Here is an 18,030-nt window from a genome sequence, read left to right as displayed (position 1 = left end):
CCAATATGACAAATTTTCTTTAATCTACGTCAGGAGCTCACTATGAAAACGAAAAAAATACTCATCAATACACTTTGTGTGACATTGCCCATATTATTTGCAAGCCATTCTGTTCTTGCCAATAAAGTAACTTTAAAACTTGCACACAATCTTGACCAATCTCACGTTGTACACAAAGCTCTTGCCCAAATGGCAAAGGAAGTTCAGGATAAATCCAATGGTGAATTGAAAATACGTATTTACCCAAGCGGTCAAATGGGTGGTCCACGTGAAACTATTGAACTTATTCAAAATGATGCTTTAGATATGACTAAAGCCAGCGCGAGTGAAATGGAATCATTTGTCAAAGAATTTTCTGTGTTTAGCTGTCCGTATCTCTTCGATAATGACGAGCATTTCAAAAAAGTCTTATTTGGTCCAATTGGTAAAACCTTAACAGATAAAACCGAATCTAGCGGTTTTAAAGTTGTCGCGTCTTATGTTGCTGGTACGAGAAGTTTTTATGCAAAAAAACCAATTCATTCACCTAACGATATGAAGGGAATGAAAATTCGCGTAGTTTCTACGCCAACAACAAATAAACTGATTGAATTACTCGGCGCTTCTCCTGCACCGATCCCGTTTGGTGAAGTTTATACTGCTCTGCAACAAGGCGTGATTGATGGGGCTGAAAATAATATCCCTTCTTATAACCAAACTCGTCATGTGGAAGTCGCTAAATTTTATATTGAAGATCAACATACTAGCGTACCGGACTATTTGATTATCTCAAATAAAGCATGGGAAAAACTGAATGAAAATCAACGCAATATTCTCACACAAGCGGCAAAAAACTCCGAAATCTACCAGCAAAAATTATGGGATGAGGAAGTGACCAACTCTCGTGCAGAAGCTGAAAAAGCCGGTGCGACATTTATTCAAGTAGATAAACAACCTTTCCGCGACGCATTAAAGCCCCTTTATGAAGAGTTTGCGAAAAATCCTCAGCTAGAAAGTATTATTCAACAAATTAATGCAACAAAATAATCCCGTTGGCATTTCTGAATAAAGAAATGCCATCAATATCTGGAGGTTATATATGCGATTTGAGCAACTCAAAAAACCGGTTGATCTTTTTATTTCGACCTTTTCAATTATCATGATGGGGTTATTGGTGATTTGTGTTACTTGGCAAGTGTTCAGCCGTTATGTGCTACAGATGCCAAGTACGATCACCGATGAAATTGCGCGTTTTAGCATGATTTGGGTAGGGCTACTCGGTGCGGCTTATACCGTTGGGCTGCAAAAACATTTAGCCATTGATTTATTTACTCATAACCTTACAAAGAAGAAAAAATATCTAAGCAACATATTGATTAATATATGTATTTTTTCTTTTTCACTTGGCGTAATGGTATTTGGTGGATATACCCTAGTTTCCAATGTTTATCAATCAGGACAAATATCCCCCTCAATGCAACTTCCAATGGCATATGTGTATCTAGCGCTCCCCTTAAGTGGTGTGTTGATGATGTTTTATAGCCTTTTATTTCTGATTGATAATAGTTTATTACTCAAGGAGAATAAATAATGGAATGGTTAGTTTCTTGGGAATGGTTTATTCCCTTAGTCATGTTCAGCACTTTCTTCATTTTAGTTTTTTTAGGCATCCCGATTTCCTTTTCAATCGGGCTAGCAACACTGTCAGCAGGCTTTCTTATGCTACCAGCAAAAACAACATTAATCGTAGCAGGACAGAAAATAGCGACCGGATTAGATAGCTTTTCACTTTTAGCCATTCCCTTTTTTATCTTAGCTGGCTCATTAATGAATAGCGGTGGAATTGCGACACGCTTGATTAACTTCTCACAAATTTTAGTCGGACGTGTGCCCGGTTCACTTGGGCATGTAAATGTGCTTGCGAACATGATGTTTGGCTCAATTTCAGGATCCGCTGTTGCAGCTGCGGCTGCCGTCGGAGGAACAATGTCTCCATTACAACAAAAAGCCGGTTACGATCCGGCATATTCAGCCGCAATAAACGTATCTTCTTGTATTACAGGTTTGCTTATTCCGCCATCTAATGTCATGATTGTTTATGCTTTAACTGCTGGGGGTATTTCCGTTGCAACATTATTTATGGCCGGCTATATTCCGGGCATAATGATGGGTTTAGGCATTATGCTCATCAACTATATCATTGCCAAAAAACGTCATTATCCTATCTCAGCAAAGCCCACTGTCTCACAATTTATTAAATATTCCATAGAAGCCATTCCCAGCTTATTAATGGTGCTTGTTGTTATTGGAGGGATTTTAGGCGGTATCTTCACCGCAACTGAAGCATCAGCTATCGCAGTAGTCTATACTTTTGTACTTTCTGTTCTCATTTACAAAGAAATTAAATTCCGTGAGCTACCTAAAATCATATTAGAAGCGGTTGTCACCACATCTATTGTTTTATTTCTCATTGGAGTATCTGTTGCAATGTCATGGGCAATGACAAATGCTGACATTCCTTATATGGTTAATGAACTACTTATCAGCATATCCGATAATTTACTGGTTATCCTGTTAATTATTAATATCCTATTACTCATCATCGGGATTTTTATGGATATGACTCCAGCAGTATTAATCTTCACTCCCATCTTTTTACCTATTGTAAAAGAATTAGGAATGGATCCTGTGCATTTCGGCATTATGATGATCTTTAATCTTTGTATTGGACTTTGCACACCACCTGTGGGCAGCGCCTTATTTGTGGGCTGTTCTGTATCAGGCGTAAAATTACAAGATCTCATTAAGCCAATGTTGCCATTTTTTGCCATATTACTGCTTACCTTATTACTCGTCACCTATATTCCACAACTGTCCTTATTTTTACCGCAGTTACTCGGCATTTAAACTATAAATTGTTGCTGTCCCCCAAAGATAGCAACAATTCTCTTTTGTATACTCTTAATTTTCATAATATATGATACAATTTATCATATTTTATCCTCGAATGGTAATACAACTATGAAATGGACTGATAACCAACGCCTTTATCAACAGCTTGCACAAGAACTCAAAAACAAAATCTCCTCAGGTTTCTACAAAGTCGGAGAAAAGTTACCCGCAGAACGTTTTATTTCAGAAGAAATGAATGTCAGCCGAACTGTCGTAAGAGAAGCCATTATTATGCTTGAAGTGGAAGGTTTTGTTGAGGTCAAGAAGGGTTCCGGTATTCATGTGATTGCTTCACAACCTAAATATTTAACCTCAGTTCAACAAAATAAAGGCCTTGAATTTTCACGTTGTGGCCCTTTTGAATTATTACAAGCACGTCAACTCATTGAAAGCATTGTTGCGGAATTTGCCGCCACACAAGCCACTAAAGAAGATATTATTGAGATTATGGAAATCCAAAAAAATGCCCGCCAAGAAGACCGCTTCCGTGATTCAGAATGGGATCTTAAATTCCACACTAAAATTGCACAAATCACTCGTAATAGTGCGTTGATCACCATCGTGCAAGAAATGTGGCAACAACGCATTCTGAATCCTTATTGGCGTAAACTCCATGAACACATTGATGAAAAATCCATAGACAGTTGGTGTGATGAACATGATCGCATACTCAAAGCCCTCATGGACAAAGACCCGCAAGCCGCTAAAATTGCCATGTGGCAGCATTTAGAAAATACCAAACAAATGTTGTTTAATGGTGCCAACGATGACTTTGAAATCGGTATTGATAAATATATGTTCTCCGATAATCCCCTTATTCATCTCTCAGAAAGCATAGTCGCATTAACGAAAGATAAAAAATGAAAAAACTCACCGCACTTTTGCCAGCCGACATCCCGATGGATAAAAAGTGCGGTCAGTTTTAATTTAGTTTTTAGTTAGCCACCCCATACACCATATTTGGCAACCAAGTGGAAAGTGTTGGAATATAAGTAAGTAACAGTAATTCCACTAAAAGCAGAGCCCAAAATGGAATAACATCTTTAATGAATTTTTCAATCGGTACTTCCGTAATAGAACAAGTGGTGAACATTACTGTACCAAGTGGTGGCGTAATTGTACCGATAGCACCATTAAAGATAAACACGATACCGAAATGAATCGGATCGATACCGTAAGCATGAGCAATGGGTGCCAATAATGGTGCGAGTACAATCATAATCGCATTGCCCTCCAAAAACATTCCTAATACTAACAAGGCAATATTCACTAACATTAAGAAAGTTAACGGACTATCCACTATAGTTGTCATCCAACTTGCCAAAGCTTGCGGTACACGCTCCCATGTCAAAAATTTAGAAAATGCAACGGCAACACAAATAATTAATAACACATTTGCGGCACCAAGAGCAGACTCCTTTGTTGCCAACCACAATTTTTGCATATCCATATTGCGATAAATGCCTGTGCCTAAAATGACAGCATAAATCACCGCTACCGCACCGGCTTCTGTTGGCGTAAATATGCCCATGCGAATACCACCGATAATAATTACCGGCAACAACAACGCAAGCACGGCATCTTTTGCAGAAATAGCGATTTCTTTACAGCTTGCACGTTTTTCACGAATCGGTAAATAGCCTCGTTTTTTGGAAATAATAGACACTAAAATCATCATTAATATACAAAGCATTACGCCCGGTATTACGCCAGCTAAGAATAACCGACCAATAGAGACGTTATTCACATAACCGTAAATGATCATGGCAATGCCCGGAGGGATAATCGGTGTAATTAATGAACCAGCAGCCGTAACCGCAGCGGAGAATGAAGCTGTATAACCACGTGCCACCATTTGAGGCACAAGTAATTTAGAATTCATGGCAGCATCTGCTATATTGGAACCCGATAATCCCCCCATCAAAGTACTTAATGCCACGTTGACTTGGGCTAAACCACCATTCATATGACCAGTTAAAACCTCACAAAATTTCAATAAGCGCCCACTAATCCCCGTGTGATTCATAAATACACCAGCCATAATAAAAAACGGAATGGCAAGCAGCGTAACCGACTCCAAACCGCCCGCTAAACGCTGAATTAACATAATCATCGGTAAATCACTCATTAAGAAATAACTTAATGTAGAGAAAAAAATACAAAATGCGACCGGAGTACCAATAATAAATAAAAATAATAGAATACAAATCGGGATTACAACGCTCATGACTTATTTACTCCCTTTCACAGTTTTAACATAGACATAAATTTTACGGATTTCATATAAGCACATAAAACATGCACTAATGGGGATGGCGGCATAAATGTAAACATAAGACACTTGCAAGGCTGGTGTAAATCTGAGCTTAGACATCGGTAATAGTTTAAAACCCAAATAAAGCATAAAACTCAAGCAAAACAACATAATCAACGGTTGAATAACACCATCAATAAAACTGGCCACTTTAGATGGCAATTTTGTAAGCAAATAATCAATGCGGATTAACTCATTGTTTTTACATAACGCACTGGAAGCGAGAAAGGTAAACCAAATAAAAAATACTACACAAATTTCCTCCACCCAAGCACTCGGTGCATTCAGGAAATAACGAGTAATGACACCATAGCCAGATAAAATCACAATCAAACCTAAAAATATGGAAGCCAATATCTCATCAATGTCACTGAGCCAAAATTTCTTTGTTGTCGTTAAGGTATTCATCGTTTAATCCTTTTCGGAAGTTCTTAGACGTTCGGTTTTACCAAACGTCTAAAAGTGCGGTTAAAATTGAGCGAGTTTTTCTTGAATGTTTTTATATAGATTTGGCGACCATTCAGGAAAACCTCGAGAAATGGCATCACGTACCGCATTTTCAAAGGCATTTAAATCGACATCATTAATGGACACTCCCGCTTTTTGTAACTCATCAAACGCCTGTTGTTCAGCATCATTAATTAACCCAGCGCCATATGCCACCATTTCACGAGCAGTATCCATAATAATTTGCTGCTGGTGTGGTGTTAGCTTATTCCAAAAGATAGTGCCAGTAACAAATGGCGACATGTGCTTAGTATGTGCTGTTAAGCTTAAATTTTTCGCCACCTCATAAAATTTACCGCCAAATAGCACTACAGCAGGGTTCTCTAAACCGTCAATAATGCCTTCCGATAATCCAGGATAGACATCAGCTAATGACATCGGTGTTGGTGTGCCGCCCATTGCTTTAATGGTTTCTAAAAATAAACGGGAATGCTGCACACGAACTTTCACGCCCTTCAAATCTGCTGGTTTTTCCACTTTTTTCTTAGTCAATAAATGACGTGTGCCGTAAACCACATCAGGTACAACAATATGGAGTTGATGTTGCTCTAATTGACCACTGACCTCTTTAAACCAATCTGAATGCAATAATTTCGATTTTTTCTCAAAAGATTGACTAATATAAGGCGCGTTAATCACCCCTAAATCCGGTACGATATCCATTAACGCCCCATAATCGCTGATTGTTATAATATTCGCACCAAAACGTGCCTGTTCTAACACTTCGGTTTCCGCCCCAAGCTGGCTAGACGGAAATAATTTGAAAATAATTTCACCATTAGATTTCTCTTTCACTCTATCCGCCCAAAAGTGCATGGCTTTGTCAATGGGTTCCCCCGGTTGATTACCATATGCCACCATAATTTCTGTTGCAGCTTGAGTACAGAAAGTCGCGCCCAATAAACCTGTCGCAATTATCGTTTTAAACGTCTTAGCAAATGACTTCATAATTTCCTCTCTATCTAATCGTGGTTAACGGTAATTTTCAATGAAATAACATTAATAAAAGAAACCGAAAACAGCATGAATTGCGATTCTCCACCCCATCTGTTTTTTATCTGTTCTTTATTTCATTAAGTCTTATCAAAAAGGATCACGCTTTTTAATAAAGCGGTATTTCGGATAATTTTTTCTTCATAAACCTCAGCTAATTCATCAAAGTGAAATTGATGGGTCAGCATCATTTCCGCACTCAATTTTCCTTCTGCCATCAAACGCTGTACTTTGGCAAAATCTTCATAAGTTGCATTCCGACTTCCCAGCATAGTCGTTTCTTTCTTATGGAAATCAGGATCGTTAATTTCCAAATTGCCTTTAAACAAGCCCACAAACACAATCCGACCACCGTGCCGAATAAAATTCACTGCATTGCTCATCGCTTTTTGATTACCTGTTGCATCAATGACAACAAGTGGTAAACGCCCATGAAAGAAATCTTCAATATTTTGGTTAAGAGGATCGACTGTCGGAAGATTTAATCGTTTTTCAATATGCTGTCGGCGTTCCATGCTTGTATCTGCCACAACCACATTCGCGCCATCTGCTAAAGCAATTGCTGCAGCGCCCAAACCAATCGGTCCCGCCCCAACAACTAGCACATCATCATTTGCCTGAATCTGTGCTCGCCTCACCGCATGAGCGCTAATAGCAAAAGGCTCAATTAATGCGGCTGAAATATCATCAACAGAATCAGCAACAGAAAGTACATTGGATTCAGGAACTGCCAAAAATTCAGCAAATCCGCCATCCTGGTGAACCCCTAGTACCGAGAGTGTTTCACAACAATTGGTTTTACCACTTTTACAAGCCTCACATTGACCACAAGATAAATACGGCACCAAAGCAACGCGCTGGCCAACCTGATAATTTTTCACTTGTGAACCGATTGAGGTAATCCTGCCACTGACCTCATGCCCTAACACACGTGGATACTCGAAAAATGGCTGATTACCCGCATAAGCATGAATATCCGTGCCACAAATCCCCACAGCCGTAACTTTAATGAGCACGTCATCATCACCGACAACAGGTTCAGGCATACCTTGATAAGAAAAAGAATAGGGGGCATTACATATCAACACTTTCATCACATCTCCTCAAAAGCAGAAAATTAAAGCACGAGGTATTGTTTCTTAATTTTTCATTGCTTTCATAACTTCTTTGTATTAATGTGATGAAGCATTAAATTTTGTGTTTTTTATATGTTTTTTATTTGAATTTAAAGCCAAAAGGCAAGAAAAATGAGCAAAAATTTAAATTTACGGTACGATATTATTAATCAAATTATTGATTCTATTTTGAACGAACTATTAATTTCTCCCCTTCCCTCTCAATCTGCATTAGCAGACCTATATAATGTCAGCCGAACAACGATCCGCCATGCAACACAATATTTGGAAGAAAAAGGAATTATTGAATATCGTCATAACATCGCTTATATCCGCCGTTTACCCACATTGGAAGATAAGTGTCTTTATATTCATACAAAAAAATCTCACCACAATCATTACGAACGTATCGAAAATTATTTTAAATCTGCGATTCAAAAGAAACATATCAAGCCTGGTGATGAATTTAGCGAATTAGCACTTGCTAAAAATGCTAATGTTGATATTTTCACCGTAAGAGAATATTTAATTCAGTTTTCGCGTTTTAAATTAATCACCGCTTTAGCACGAGGTAGATGGAAACTCATTGAATTTACACCGCACTATGCTGACAAGCTCTTTGAACTACGGGAAATGTTGGAATGTCACGCCTTAAATTGCTTTATGAATTTACCCAAAAGTGATGTTAGATGGAATGAAATGAAGATTCTCTTACAAGAACATCGCGCGTTAAGAGATCGCATTGTTGAAAATTATATGGATTTTTCTATCTTAGATCATAGACTACATCGCTTAATTTTATCCGCCGCAGAAAATCCTTTTATTGATGACTTTCTAGAATTACTTTCCGTCATTTTTCATTTTCACTATCAATGGGATAATAGTGACCTTATTACTAGAAATATTCTAGCCGTTGAAGAACACCTCGCACTGCTCGTTAAAATTATTAGTCGCAATGATTTAGGCGCTATTACCGAATTAAAAAGACATTTGCAAACAGCGAAAAAAACATTGCTCAATAGTATAAAAACCTAAAATGCCTTTCACGATAGCCCTTGATTATTATCCATAAACACGACTTGTCTATGAAATAGACGTTATGTGCTTTCTGTATGGCAACATTCTCTACCGTCTAATTTCATCAGTAATTTTTCGCCATATTCTTTACGCCAACCTTTTAATAATTCAGGTTGACTTAATGTGGTTTTATCTTCCGCCCATTGCCATGCTAACAAATTTTCTAAACTTTTTTTACTGGCTAGCACTTCAGGAGCAAGTCCAATCGGGGCAACCTCTTTCAAGCCTTTCTGTAATTGTTTTATGGCGAATTTATAACGAGGATCATCTACTAAACGTTTAATTTTAGGCGGATAGCTTTCTGGAGATAAACGCTTAGCTTGTTCCACTAGTAAGAGCAATTTTTTACCATGTATACGAACTTCTGATTGATGTAAGCCCAAAGCTAATAAGTCAGAAGTATGCTTTGGGGCATATTTGGCAACAGCCCATAAACTGTCACTTTTTACTACAAAATTTAACGCAAGATCTCGTCTAATCGCTTCTTCTTGTCGCCACTTAGCCAGTAAGTGCAAACGCGCTAATTCTTCAGGATTCAGTTTCCAAGCATTAGGAATTGAAAAATAAGCATGGTGCGCATTTTTTTCCTGATTGCGTAGTTGGCAAAGTATTGCGCTGTCTTGTTTAGCTGCGTCTAACCAAGACGTTGAGGATAATTCAGCTTCCATCTTATAAAATAGTGGCAATAAGTACCATACATCAGCCGCCGCATATCGTAATTGTTGTTCAGATAAAGGACGTGCTAACCAATCCGTACGAGAAGCGCCTTTATCTAAAGTGAGATGGAAATAATGTTGAATGAGCGTTGCAAAACCAGTAGAGTTTGGGAAGCCTAAAAAGTTTGCCATCAACTGCGTATCATACATTGGTGCTGGACATTGCTGAAAAGTTTGTTGAAACACTTCAAGATCTTCAAAGCAGGCATGAAGTACTTTTGTCACATTGGCATTAGCTAATAATGCGACAAAAGGTGAAAAATCAGTGATTGTTATAGGATCAATCAAGCTAACCTGTTCGCCATCATAAAGTTGGATCAATCCTAGTTTAGGGTAATAACTACGTATCCGAATAAACTCTGTATCTAACGCAACTACGCTTTTTTGAGCCGCCTGAGCACAAACGCGTTTTAGTGCTTCATCTGTTGTCACAATAGTAAAGTGCGGTAGATTTTGAATTTCTTTTGGCATGGGGGTATTCATAAATAATTATTCCATTACAAGCAAAAACGAGGGCGAATAAATATTCGCCCTGAACCACTGACAAAGTCATTTATCGTGTCTCTGAGAATAAAAGCTAATTTGTAGGACGATTAGCCAATTCTTCATCGCGTAACACACGGCGTAAAATCTTACCTACATTGGATTTTGGCAATTCTTCTCTAAATTCAATCTCTTTTGGTACTTTATATCCGGTTAAATGTTCACGACAATGCTTACGCAATTCATCACGGGTTAAACTTTCGTCTTTTTTCACCACAAAAATTTTCACTGTTTCGCCCGAGACCTCATTGGGTACTCCAATTGCAACCACTTCAGATACTTTATAATTCAGCATGACAACATCTTCGATCTCATTTGGATATACATTAAATCCAGAAACCAGAATCATATCTTTCTTGCGATCGACAATACGTAAATAATATTGCTCATCTTGTATCACAATATCTCCTGTCGCTAGCCAGCCATCTTGCAATACTTCTGCTGTCGCTTCCGGACGTTGCCAATAACCTTGCATAACTTGCTCACCCTTGACCCATAGCTCACCTGGTTCACCAAGTGAGGCCTCTGTCCCATCTTCTTTAACAATACGAATATCCGTATTGGGGACCGGCACGCCAATGCTGCCGTTATGTTTTTCCATATTCACTGGACAAGCCGCAATAAGTGGTGAACATTCTGTCATACCATAACCTTCAATAATATGACACCCCGTTGTCTGAGCCCAACGGCTTGCCACAGATTGCTGCACAGACATTCCACCACCAACGGATAGCTTTAATGAAGAAAAATCAATTTCTTTGAAATTTTCATTATTTAATAAAGCATTAAATAACGTATTTACTCCCGTAATCGCAATAAAACGGTGTTTTTTCAATTCTTTCACAAAGCCATCAATATCACGCGGATTCGTGATTAAAATCCCTGTAATACCTAATTCAATAAACAATAAACAATTTACTGTTAATGCAAAAATATGGTACAGCGGTAAGGCAATAACAGCTTTACGAGTTTGTTTATTGTTTCCAACAAATGGCTCCGCGATCCACATAGCCTGAAAAACATTCGCAATAATATTGCCATGAGATAACATCGCGCCTTTTGCAACACCGGTTGTTCCCCCTGTATATTGTAAAAAAGCAAGATCATTGCGACCTAAATCCGGCCTAACATATTGACGATGTTTCCCTATACTTAACACTTCTCGGAATGTAGCAGCATGAGGCAGCTTATATTTTGGTACTAATTTTTTAACATACTTCACCACAAAATTAACTAATGTACGCTTGCCAAAAGAAAGCTGATCGCCCATACGCGATAAAATAACATGCTTAATTTGGGTATTAAACACAACTTTTTCCAGCGTTGAAGCAAAATTAGAAACGATCACAATCGCCACTGCCCCACTATCTTGCAATTGATGCTCTAGTTCTCTCGGCGTATAAAGAGGGTTCACATTAACAACCACCATACCCGCACGCAAAATACCAAATAATGCTATCGGGTATTGCAACAGATTGGGCATCATTAAGGCCACTCTGTCTCCTTTTTTCAGTTTCAATTCATTTTGCAAATAAGCGGCGAACGCTCGGCTGCGTTCTTCTAATTTACGAAAAGTTAATTCTTGCCCCATATTAACGTAGGCAGCACGATCTGGGTGTTCACGCACCGCATTTTCAAACATATCGAGAATTGAGGCATATTTTTGCGTATCAATTTCTCGCTCAGCACCTTCAGGATAATTTTTAAACCAAGGCTTTTCCATTTTTAATCCTTTTTTTAATATAAGTTATAACGTAAACGAGGCTCTGGACGGAAAAAGAAGAATCCACCAAAACGGCGACTTTCCCAGTAATCATACCAATCATCGGGATCATAATAATATTCTTCAACTAATTTCCAACGTTTATAATGCTGTACTTGAATGAGGGGATAATCATAATTCGCCTCATCAATTTTTCCTTTTTCCATTCCCATTAAACGACCAACTACCGTAATATATTGGTCTTTCAATGTTTCAGGGTCGACAAATCCCTCTAAATATGCCATAAAGCGCCCATCACTGGTAGAAGTTAACACGGGCTTTGCTGAAAAACTGGCGATAGGTAAGCTCAAGACTTCAATTTTAGTTTTATTCTGCAATGCAGTCGCAGCAATAATTTTGCCACCAAAACGCACTTCTTTACACTGGCAAGCATAATCGTCAGGGCTCAGTTTACGTAAATTTTGCACTCTAAATTCACTTTTCTCTAAACCTGGAGGCGCGGATATACAAGCGTTTAACAATAAAAAGAGCGGTAAACAAATTAATAGTTTTCTCATGCTTAATCCCTCTATTCTCGGCCGGGTAATTTTTTCCACGTAACTTCATTACGCAAATACACAGGTTCAATTTCAATCGCGCTAATAAATTGTTTTTGCTGCCAAAGAGGCAAGGCCAAACATAACATATAACGTGCTGATGGCAAATGAATGTCCGTACTTTGGCCATTGATTGACTGCAGCAACTCGTATGCTGTCCAACCAGTTCCTACCTTATACCAAGTATTATCTAAGCTCTCACATTGTGCGACTAATTTTTCGGGACTAATGACTTGTTCAACTTGTTGTTCTCGCCAATACAAAAAATCACCAAAATCAGACCGCACTTTTTCGGCAACTAACTGAGCAAAATAAACCTCATTCATTCTCGCATCAATTGCAGTAAGCACTTTCGTCACGCCGAGTTGCTCATAAGCCGCTTGAGCCATCGCAACTAAGTTGGACACTGGAATCACTGGCAAATCCGCACCAAATGCTAATCCTTGTGCGATACCCGCACCAACACGCACACCGGTAAAACTGCCCGGTCCTCGTCCAAAAACTAAGGCATCAACCTGCGATAAACTCACTTGTGATTCAGCTAAAATCCTATCAATTAATGGCAAAATACGCTGAGTATGTGTTCGTTGTGCCAACTCATCTATATGAGTGATCTCACCGTTGTGCCATAATGCCACAGAACAAGCTTCCGTTGATGTATCTAAAGCTAATAAAGTTGTCATAGTATTATCACGATATTAAGGTCTATCGCCCTAAATTATTTTTACAAAATTAGAGAGAATTTTATCATAGTTGTTTCGGCTTACCAACAGCGCAAATAAAAACAAGAATCAACAAGCCCAATTGTAAATCCTCTTGGATTCCATCAGGAAAATACATATACTTTGAATGTGTTTACCTACTTTAATAATACAAGGAACATAAACCATGACAATCACAACACCATTACATATTCAATCCCTTACCCCGCATCCTTCGGTAGAATATTGGTCTGTGTGCAAAGTTGAGGCATTATTTGAGACACCTTTTTTAGATCTTATTTTCCGAGCTGCTAACGTTCATCGTCAACATTTCAATCCGACCACAATTCAGTTATCAACACTGATGTCTATCAAAACCGGTGGCTGTCCCGAAGACTGCCACTACTGTCCGCAGTCTGCCCGCTATCAAACGGGAATACAAAATCAAGCGCTGCTAGACATTGAAGATATTCTCGCAAAAGCGCGAATTGCGAAAGCTAGAGGCGCTGGACGTTTCTGTATGGGGGCCGCATGGCGAGGCCCTAAACCCAAAGACATTGAGAAAATGACGGAAATCATTAAAGGAGTAAAAGCCTTAGGGTTAGAAACCTGCGGCACTTTTGGGCTACTACAAGACGGTATGGCAGAAAAACTCAAAGAAGCGGGTTTAGACTATTATAACCACAACCTCGATACTGCCCCTGAGCATTATCATCAAATTATCGGCACTCGAGACTTTGATGATCGATTAAATACGCTAGGCAAAGTACGTAATGCGGGATTAAAAGTGTGTTGTGGTGGAATTATTGGCATGAACGAAACCCGCAAAGAGCGCGCCGGTTTAATTGCCAGTCTAGCCAATTTAGATCCTCAGCCGGAATCAGTTCCTATTAATCAACTGGTTGCTGTTGAAGGGACACCTCTATTTGATGCAGAAAAACTAGATTGGACAGAATTTGTTCGAACTGTTGCTGTCGCGAGAATTACTATGCCTAAAAGCTATGTACGTTTATCTGCCGGTCGTCATAATATGAGTGAAGAAATGCAAGCAATGTGTTTCATGGCGGGGGCCAATTCTATTTTTTATGGGGATAAATTATTGGTCACTGAAAATACGGAAGAAGATCGAGACAGAGATTTAATGTTAAAATTAGATCTCGTACCAGAAACAGAAGAAAACCGCTCTTGACCTATGCCTATTCATGTCGAAACAAGATAAACAAGTACAAATAGTGCAATAAGTATGGCTGGTCTAAAAGACATTAAGCCCATAATAAAAGCCACATTTCTGTGGCTTATCTTTATCATGTTCCTAAATAAAAAGCTAAAATACTTACTTTGAAATCAAATTACAGTTTATCTGCGTGTTGTTTTAAATAGCTTGCAACACCATCTGGATTGTCTTTCATGCCTTCTTTACCTTTCTCCCATTGTGCAGGGCAAACTTCACCATGCTCTTCATGGAATTGTAAGGCATCAACCATACGTAACATTTCATCAATATTACGACCTAATGGTAAATCATTTACTACTTGATGACGAACAACACCGTGTTTGTCAATTAAGAAAGAAGCACGTAAAGCGACGCCCGCTTCAGGATGCTCAATACCATAAGCTTGTGCGATTTCGTGTTTTACGTCAGCCACTAACGCATATTTCACTTCACCGATACCCCCTTTATCTACTGGGGTTTTACGCCATGCATTGTGGCTATATTGTGAGTCGATAGATACACCAACAACTTCAACACCACGTTTTGCGAATTCTTCATAACGGTGATCAAAAGCAATTAACTCAGATGGACAAACAAATGTAAAATCTAAAGGATAGAAAAAGATCACTGCAGGTTTACCCGCTACATGTCTTTTAAAATTAAAGTTATCAACGATTTCACCGTTGCCTAATACTGCTGCTGCATCAAAGTCTGGTGCTTGACGAGTAACTAATACCATCTTAAGGATCTCCTTTTGTTTAAATGAATAGGTTCAACTTCCTAAGGAAGATTACTTTGTCATTTTAAAAAACAGAATTTAAATTGAATAGTTGTTTTTATCTATTAAATCAATTATTTTAATCGAACAAATTGTGTTAACTGCTGATTTTTAATGATGTCTTGAGGAAATATATGAAAAAAAATAATTTATCTACCGCACTTATTCATGTAGGACGTAATCAACGTGTCACTCAGGGCAGTGTTAACCCTGTGATTCAACGAGCCTCTTCTCTGGTGTTTGAAGACTTAGCACAAAAAAAACATGCCACCATCAATCGCGCAAAAGGTGAGTTATTTTACGGTCGTCGTGGCACACTCACTCACTTTGCCTTACAAGATGCGATGTGCGAATTAGAAGGCGGTGCCGGCTGCTATCTTTATCCATGTGGAGCTGCAGCTGTCAGTAACAGCATTTTGGCTTTTGTTGAACATGGTGATCATATACTCATGACGGGTGCAGCCTACGAGCCAACTCAAGACTTTTGTAATAAAATTCTCAAAAAAATGGGCATAGAAACGACCTATTATGATCCGATGATTGGGGCTGATATTGCCAACCTTATTCAACCGAATACTAAAGTCCTGTTTCTAGAAAGCCCTAGCTCACTGACGTTCGAAATACCTGACACTCCAACCCTTGTGCAGACCGCACGTCGTATAAACCCCAATATTGTTATCATGATTGATAACACTTGGTCAGGAGGGGCACTATTTAAAGCATTAGAACATGATATTGATATTTCAATCCAAGCGGGAACGAAATACCTCGTTGGCCATTCTGATGCCATGATCGGAACAGCAGTTGCTAACGCACGTTGCTGGGATCAATTACGTGAAAATAGTTACTTAATGGGGCAGATGGTTGATGCGGATACCGCTTACATGACTGCTCGTGGCCTACGAACTTTGGCTATTCGCTTAAAGCAACATGAAGAAAGCAGTATTACGATCGCAAAATGGCTCGCAACTCAGCCAGAAGTCAAGGCGGTTTACCACCCTGCTTTAGCGAGTTGTCCTGGACATGAATTTTTTCAACGAGATTTTCTCGGTGCAAGTGGCCTATTCAGTTTTGAACTGAACCAAAAACTTACCCAAACACAACTCGAAGCGTTCATGAATCATTTTGAGTTATTCAGCATGGCTTATTCTTGGGGAGGATACGAATCTTTAATTCTCTATAATCAACCTGAAGAGATCGCCAAAATCAGACCCAATATTCACCGCACTTTAACCGGCACATTAATTCGTATACATATTGGATTAGAAGCGGTAGAAGATTTAATTACCGATCTTAAACATGGATTTGAACGCTTAAAATAGCGCGATATAATCTGTCTAATATTTAGATGCTAACCTATCAATTTAAACATGGCGGATAATATCCGCCATGAATCATTTTATTTTAGTGAAATTTAGACAGCTTATGACTTGGGCGTAAATATTCTTCTTTATTTGGATCAACTAATTTCGACTTTTGAATCATTTTCTCAATCGTCACACCTTGAATCAAAATAGAGAACATCACAACAGCATAAGTCATAATCAGAATTAAATCGCTCACATCCATATTACTGTCTCCAATGAAAGCGACACCTTTCGGCACTGATAACGCCATAGCAAGGGATAAACCACCACGTAAACCACCCCAAGTTAATACTTTTAACGTATAAGGATTATAGGTTCTAAATTTTTGCATCACTTGGAATGGCATCCAAAGACTTGAATAACGAGCCGCTAAACAAATTGGAATAGCCAACAACATTAAAATAAACCCTTTAAACGTAAAATCTACTAACAATAACGCAAAACCGATAAGGAAAAATAACAATGAATTGAGGAAGTGATCAATCATTTCCCAAAAATGATCTAAATAGCGCTGACTTTGTTCAGAAAAACCTTTATGGCGTGTCCAGTTCCCCACCATAATTCCAGACACCACCATCGCTAATGCGCCCGATACATGTAACACATTCGCTAACATAAATCCTGCAGTAGGAATGGTTAAAGTTAATAGAATCTCTAAACTTCCATCATCAGTATTCGAAATCAATAAGTGTGCAACAAATCCGAGTACTAAACCAAATAGAATACCGCCGACAGCCTCTTGCAAAAATAACCCTACAATACCGCCAAAGGTAGGCTCTTGACCACCAAATGCCACGGCAAAAACCGTCGTAAAGATAACTAAACCTACACCATCATTAAATAATGACTCGCCTTCCACTTGCATGGATAAACGCTTCGGCGCTCTTAAATTTTTAATGATCGCCAATACCGCAATCGGATCGTCAGGAGAAATTAACGCGCCAAATAAAATACAATAGACTAAATCAATGTCTAATCCAATTAAATGTGCAACGCCATAAATAGCAAAGCCGATAAGGAATGTTGATGCAAATGTAGAGAACAGTGCGAAAGTCGTAATTTCCCACTTTTGGTCTTTCATGACAGGCAATTTAATTCCTAATGCACCCGCAAATAATAAAAAACCAAGAATACCATTTAACAAGAAACTCTTGAAATCAATCTGTTTCATCGTCTCTGTGGCAATGGTATCTAAATTAAACCAACCTAGATAACCAAATAATAACAATACAAGGGAGCCAATCATTGCCGAAGCACTAATCGCAATTGTTGATTGAATCTTATCGCTGATTTTACTCGTCAAAAAACCAAGTAAAATGGATAATGCCGATAAAAAACAAATATAGGTATAAATACTCATACATATGCCTTAAACAAGAAGGTTTCACTCACATTTTATTAAAATGTCAGCCGTTTTTAAGTTTTGCCAAACTATGCAAATTATTATAACATATGA

The 18,030-nt window shown here is 38.5% G+C and carries 17 protein-coding genes; 7 read left to right on the top strand and 10 right to left on the bottom strand.

The window, feature by feature from the left end; translation table 11 throughout:
* Positions 1-42 precede the first annotated feature (42 nt).
* The 4 genes from CVP05_RS08075 (at position 43) to exuR (ending at position 3,795) form a co-directional block, all read left to right on the top strand.
* Positions 43-1,026 carry a TRAP transporter substrate-binding protein gene (locus tag CVP05_RS08075; RefSeq protein ID WP_100289061.1) on the top strand — a complete coding sequence of 328 codons (984 nt, stop codon included), beginning with the start codon at positions 43-45 and terminating at the stop codon, positions 1,024-1,026.
* A 52-nt stretch (positions 1,027-1,078) separates the two neighbouring features.
* The gene (locus CVP05_RS08070; RefSeq protein WP_100289060.1) at positions 1,079-1,570 is read left to right on the top strand and encodes a TRAP transporter small permease; all 492 of its coding nucleotides are present in this window, start codon (positions 1,079-1,081) and stop codon (positions 1,568-1,570) included.
* Positions 1,570-2,886 (top strand): TRAP transporter large permease, encoded by a 1,317-nt coding sequence (locus CVP05_RS08065; RefSeq protein WP_100289059.1) that lies wholly within the window; start codon positions 1,570-1,572, stop codon positions 2,884-2,886. Before CVP05_RS08070 ends, CVP05_RS08065 begins: the two co-directional genes overlap by 1 nt.
* 114 nt (positions 2,887-3,000) lie before the next feature.
* Entirely contained in the window at positions 3,001-3,795 is a 795-nt protein-coding gene (gene exuR / locus CVP05_RS08060; protein ID WP_100289058.1) for a transcriptional regulator ExuR, read from the top strand.
* Between the two features lie 70 nt (positions 3,796-3,865).
* On the opposite strand, the gene CVP05_RS08055 is transcribed toward exuR, so the two are convergent.
* The 4 genes from CVP05_RS08055 to CVP05_RS08040 form a co-directional block, all read right to left on the bottom strand.
* Positions 3,866-5,158, bottom strand: a complete 1,293-nt coding sequence (locus tag CVP05_RS08055; RefSeq protein WP_100289057.1) for a TRAP transporter large permease — start codon at positions 5,156-5,158, stop codon at positions 3,866-3,868.
* Positions 5,159-5,161: 3 nt separating this feature from the next.
* Positions 5,162-5,653, bottom strand: coding sequence for a TRAP transporter small permease (locus CVP05_RS08050; protein WP_100289056.1), 492 nt, complete (start codon positions 5,651-5,653; stop codon positions 5,162-5,164).
* 60 nt (positions 5,654-5,713) lie between these two features.
* Positions 5,714-6,700 (bottom strand): C4-dicarboxylate TRAP transporter substrate-binding protein, encoded by a 987-nt coding sequence (locus CVP05_RS08045; RefSeq protein ID WP_100289055.1) that lies wholly within the window; start codon positions 6,698-6,700, stop codon positions 5,714-5,716.
* A gap of 125 nt (positions 6,701-6,825) precedes the next feature.
* A complete protein-coding gene (locus CVP05_RS08040) occupies positions 6,826-7,839 on the bottom strand; it encodes a zinc-binding alcohol dehydrogenase family protein (protein ID WP_100289054.1) in 1,014 nt (337 codons plus the stop codon).
* Positions 7,840-7,992: 153 nt separating this feature from the next.
* Between CVP05_RS08040 and CVP05_RS08035 the strand changes: the two genes are divergently transcribed.
* Entirely contained in the window at positions 7,993-8,895 is a 903-nt protein-coding gene (locus CVP05_RS08035; RefSeq protein WP_100289053.1) for a GntR family transcriptional regulator, read from the top strand.
* Positions 8,896-8,957: 62 nt separating this feature from the next.
* Here CVP05_RS08035 and rnd read toward each other — a convergent pair whose 3' ends face one another.
* The 4 genes from rnd to tsaB all read right to left on the bottom strand — a co-directional run bounded on the left by rnd (position 8,958) and on the right by tsaB (position 13,198).
* Positions 8,958-10,124, bottom strand: a complete 1,167-nt coding sequence (gene rnd, locus CVP05_RS08030) for a ribonuclease D (RefSeq protein WP_423739128.1) — start codon at positions 10,122-10,124, stop codon at positions 8,958-8,960.
* A gap of 106 nt (positions 10,125-10,230) precedes the next feature.
* Entirely contained in the window at positions 10,231-11,919 is a 1,689-nt protein-coding gene (gene fadD / locus CVP05_RS08025) for a long-chain-fatty-acid--CoA ligase FadD (RefSeq protein ID WP_100289051.1), read from the bottom strand.
* A gap of 14 nt (positions 11,920-11,933) precedes the next feature.
* On the bottom strand, positions 11,934-12,476 hold the full coding sequence (locus CVP05_RS08020) for a Slp family lipoprotein (protein WP_100289050.1): 543 nt from the start codon (positions 12,474-12,476) through the stop codon (positions 11,934-11,936).
* An 11-nt stretch (positions 12,477-12,487) separates the two neighbouring features.
* Positions 12,488-13,198: a tRNA (adenosine(37)-N6)-threonylcarbamoyltransferase complex dimerization subunit type 1 TsaB gene (gene tsaB / locus CVP05_RS08015; RefSeq protein WP_100289049.1), complete on the bottom strand. Its 711-nt coding sequence runs from the start codon at positions 13,196-13,198 to the stop codon at positions 12,488-12,490.
* 205 nt (positions 13,199-13,403) lie between these two features.
* On the opposite strand from tsaB, the gene bioB reads away from it, so the two are divergent.
* Positions 13,404-14,405, top strand: a complete 1,002-nt coding sequence (gene bioB, locus CVP05_RS08010; RefSeq protein WP_100289048.1) for a biotin synthase BioB — start codon at positions 13,404-13,406, stop codon at positions 14,403-14,405.
* A gap of 160 nt (positions 14,406-14,565) precedes the next feature.
* On the opposite strand, the gene CVP05_RS08005 is transcribed toward bioB, so the two are convergent.
* Complete coding sequence (locus CVP05_RS08005; RefSeq protein ID WP_100289047.1) at positions 14,566-15,168, bottom strand: peroxiredoxin C; 603 nt, start codon at positions 15,166-15,168, stop codon at positions 14,566-14,568.
* Between the two features lie 173 nt (positions 15,169-15,341).
* On the opposite strand from CVP05_RS08005, the gene metC reads away from it, so the two are divergent.
* Positions 15,342-16,529, top strand: a complete 1,188-nt coding sequence (gene metC / locus CVP05_RS08000) for a cystathionine beta-lyase (protein ID WP_100289046.1) — start codon at positions 15,342-15,344, stop codon at positions 16,527-16,529.
* Positions 16,530-16,611: 82 nt separating this feature from the next.
* On the opposite strand, the gene CVP05_RS07995 is transcribed toward metC, so the two are convergent.
* A complete protein-coding gene (locus tag CVP05_RS07995; protein ID WP_100289045.1) occupies positions 16,612-17,934 on the bottom strand; it encodes a cation:proton antiporter in 1,323 nt (440 codons plus the stop codon).
* Positions 17,935-18,030: the final 96 nt, after the last annotated feature.

The sequence above is a fragment of the Conservatibacter flavescens genome, assembly GCF_002795425.1.
Taxonomy (GTDB): Bacteria; Pseudomonadota; Gammaproteobacteria; order Enterobacterales; family Pasteurellaceae; genus Conservatibacter; species Conservatibacter flavescens.
The sequence above is the reverse complement of the archived record's forward strand: the minus strand, read 5'-3'. Positions and strand labels throughout refer to the sequence as shown.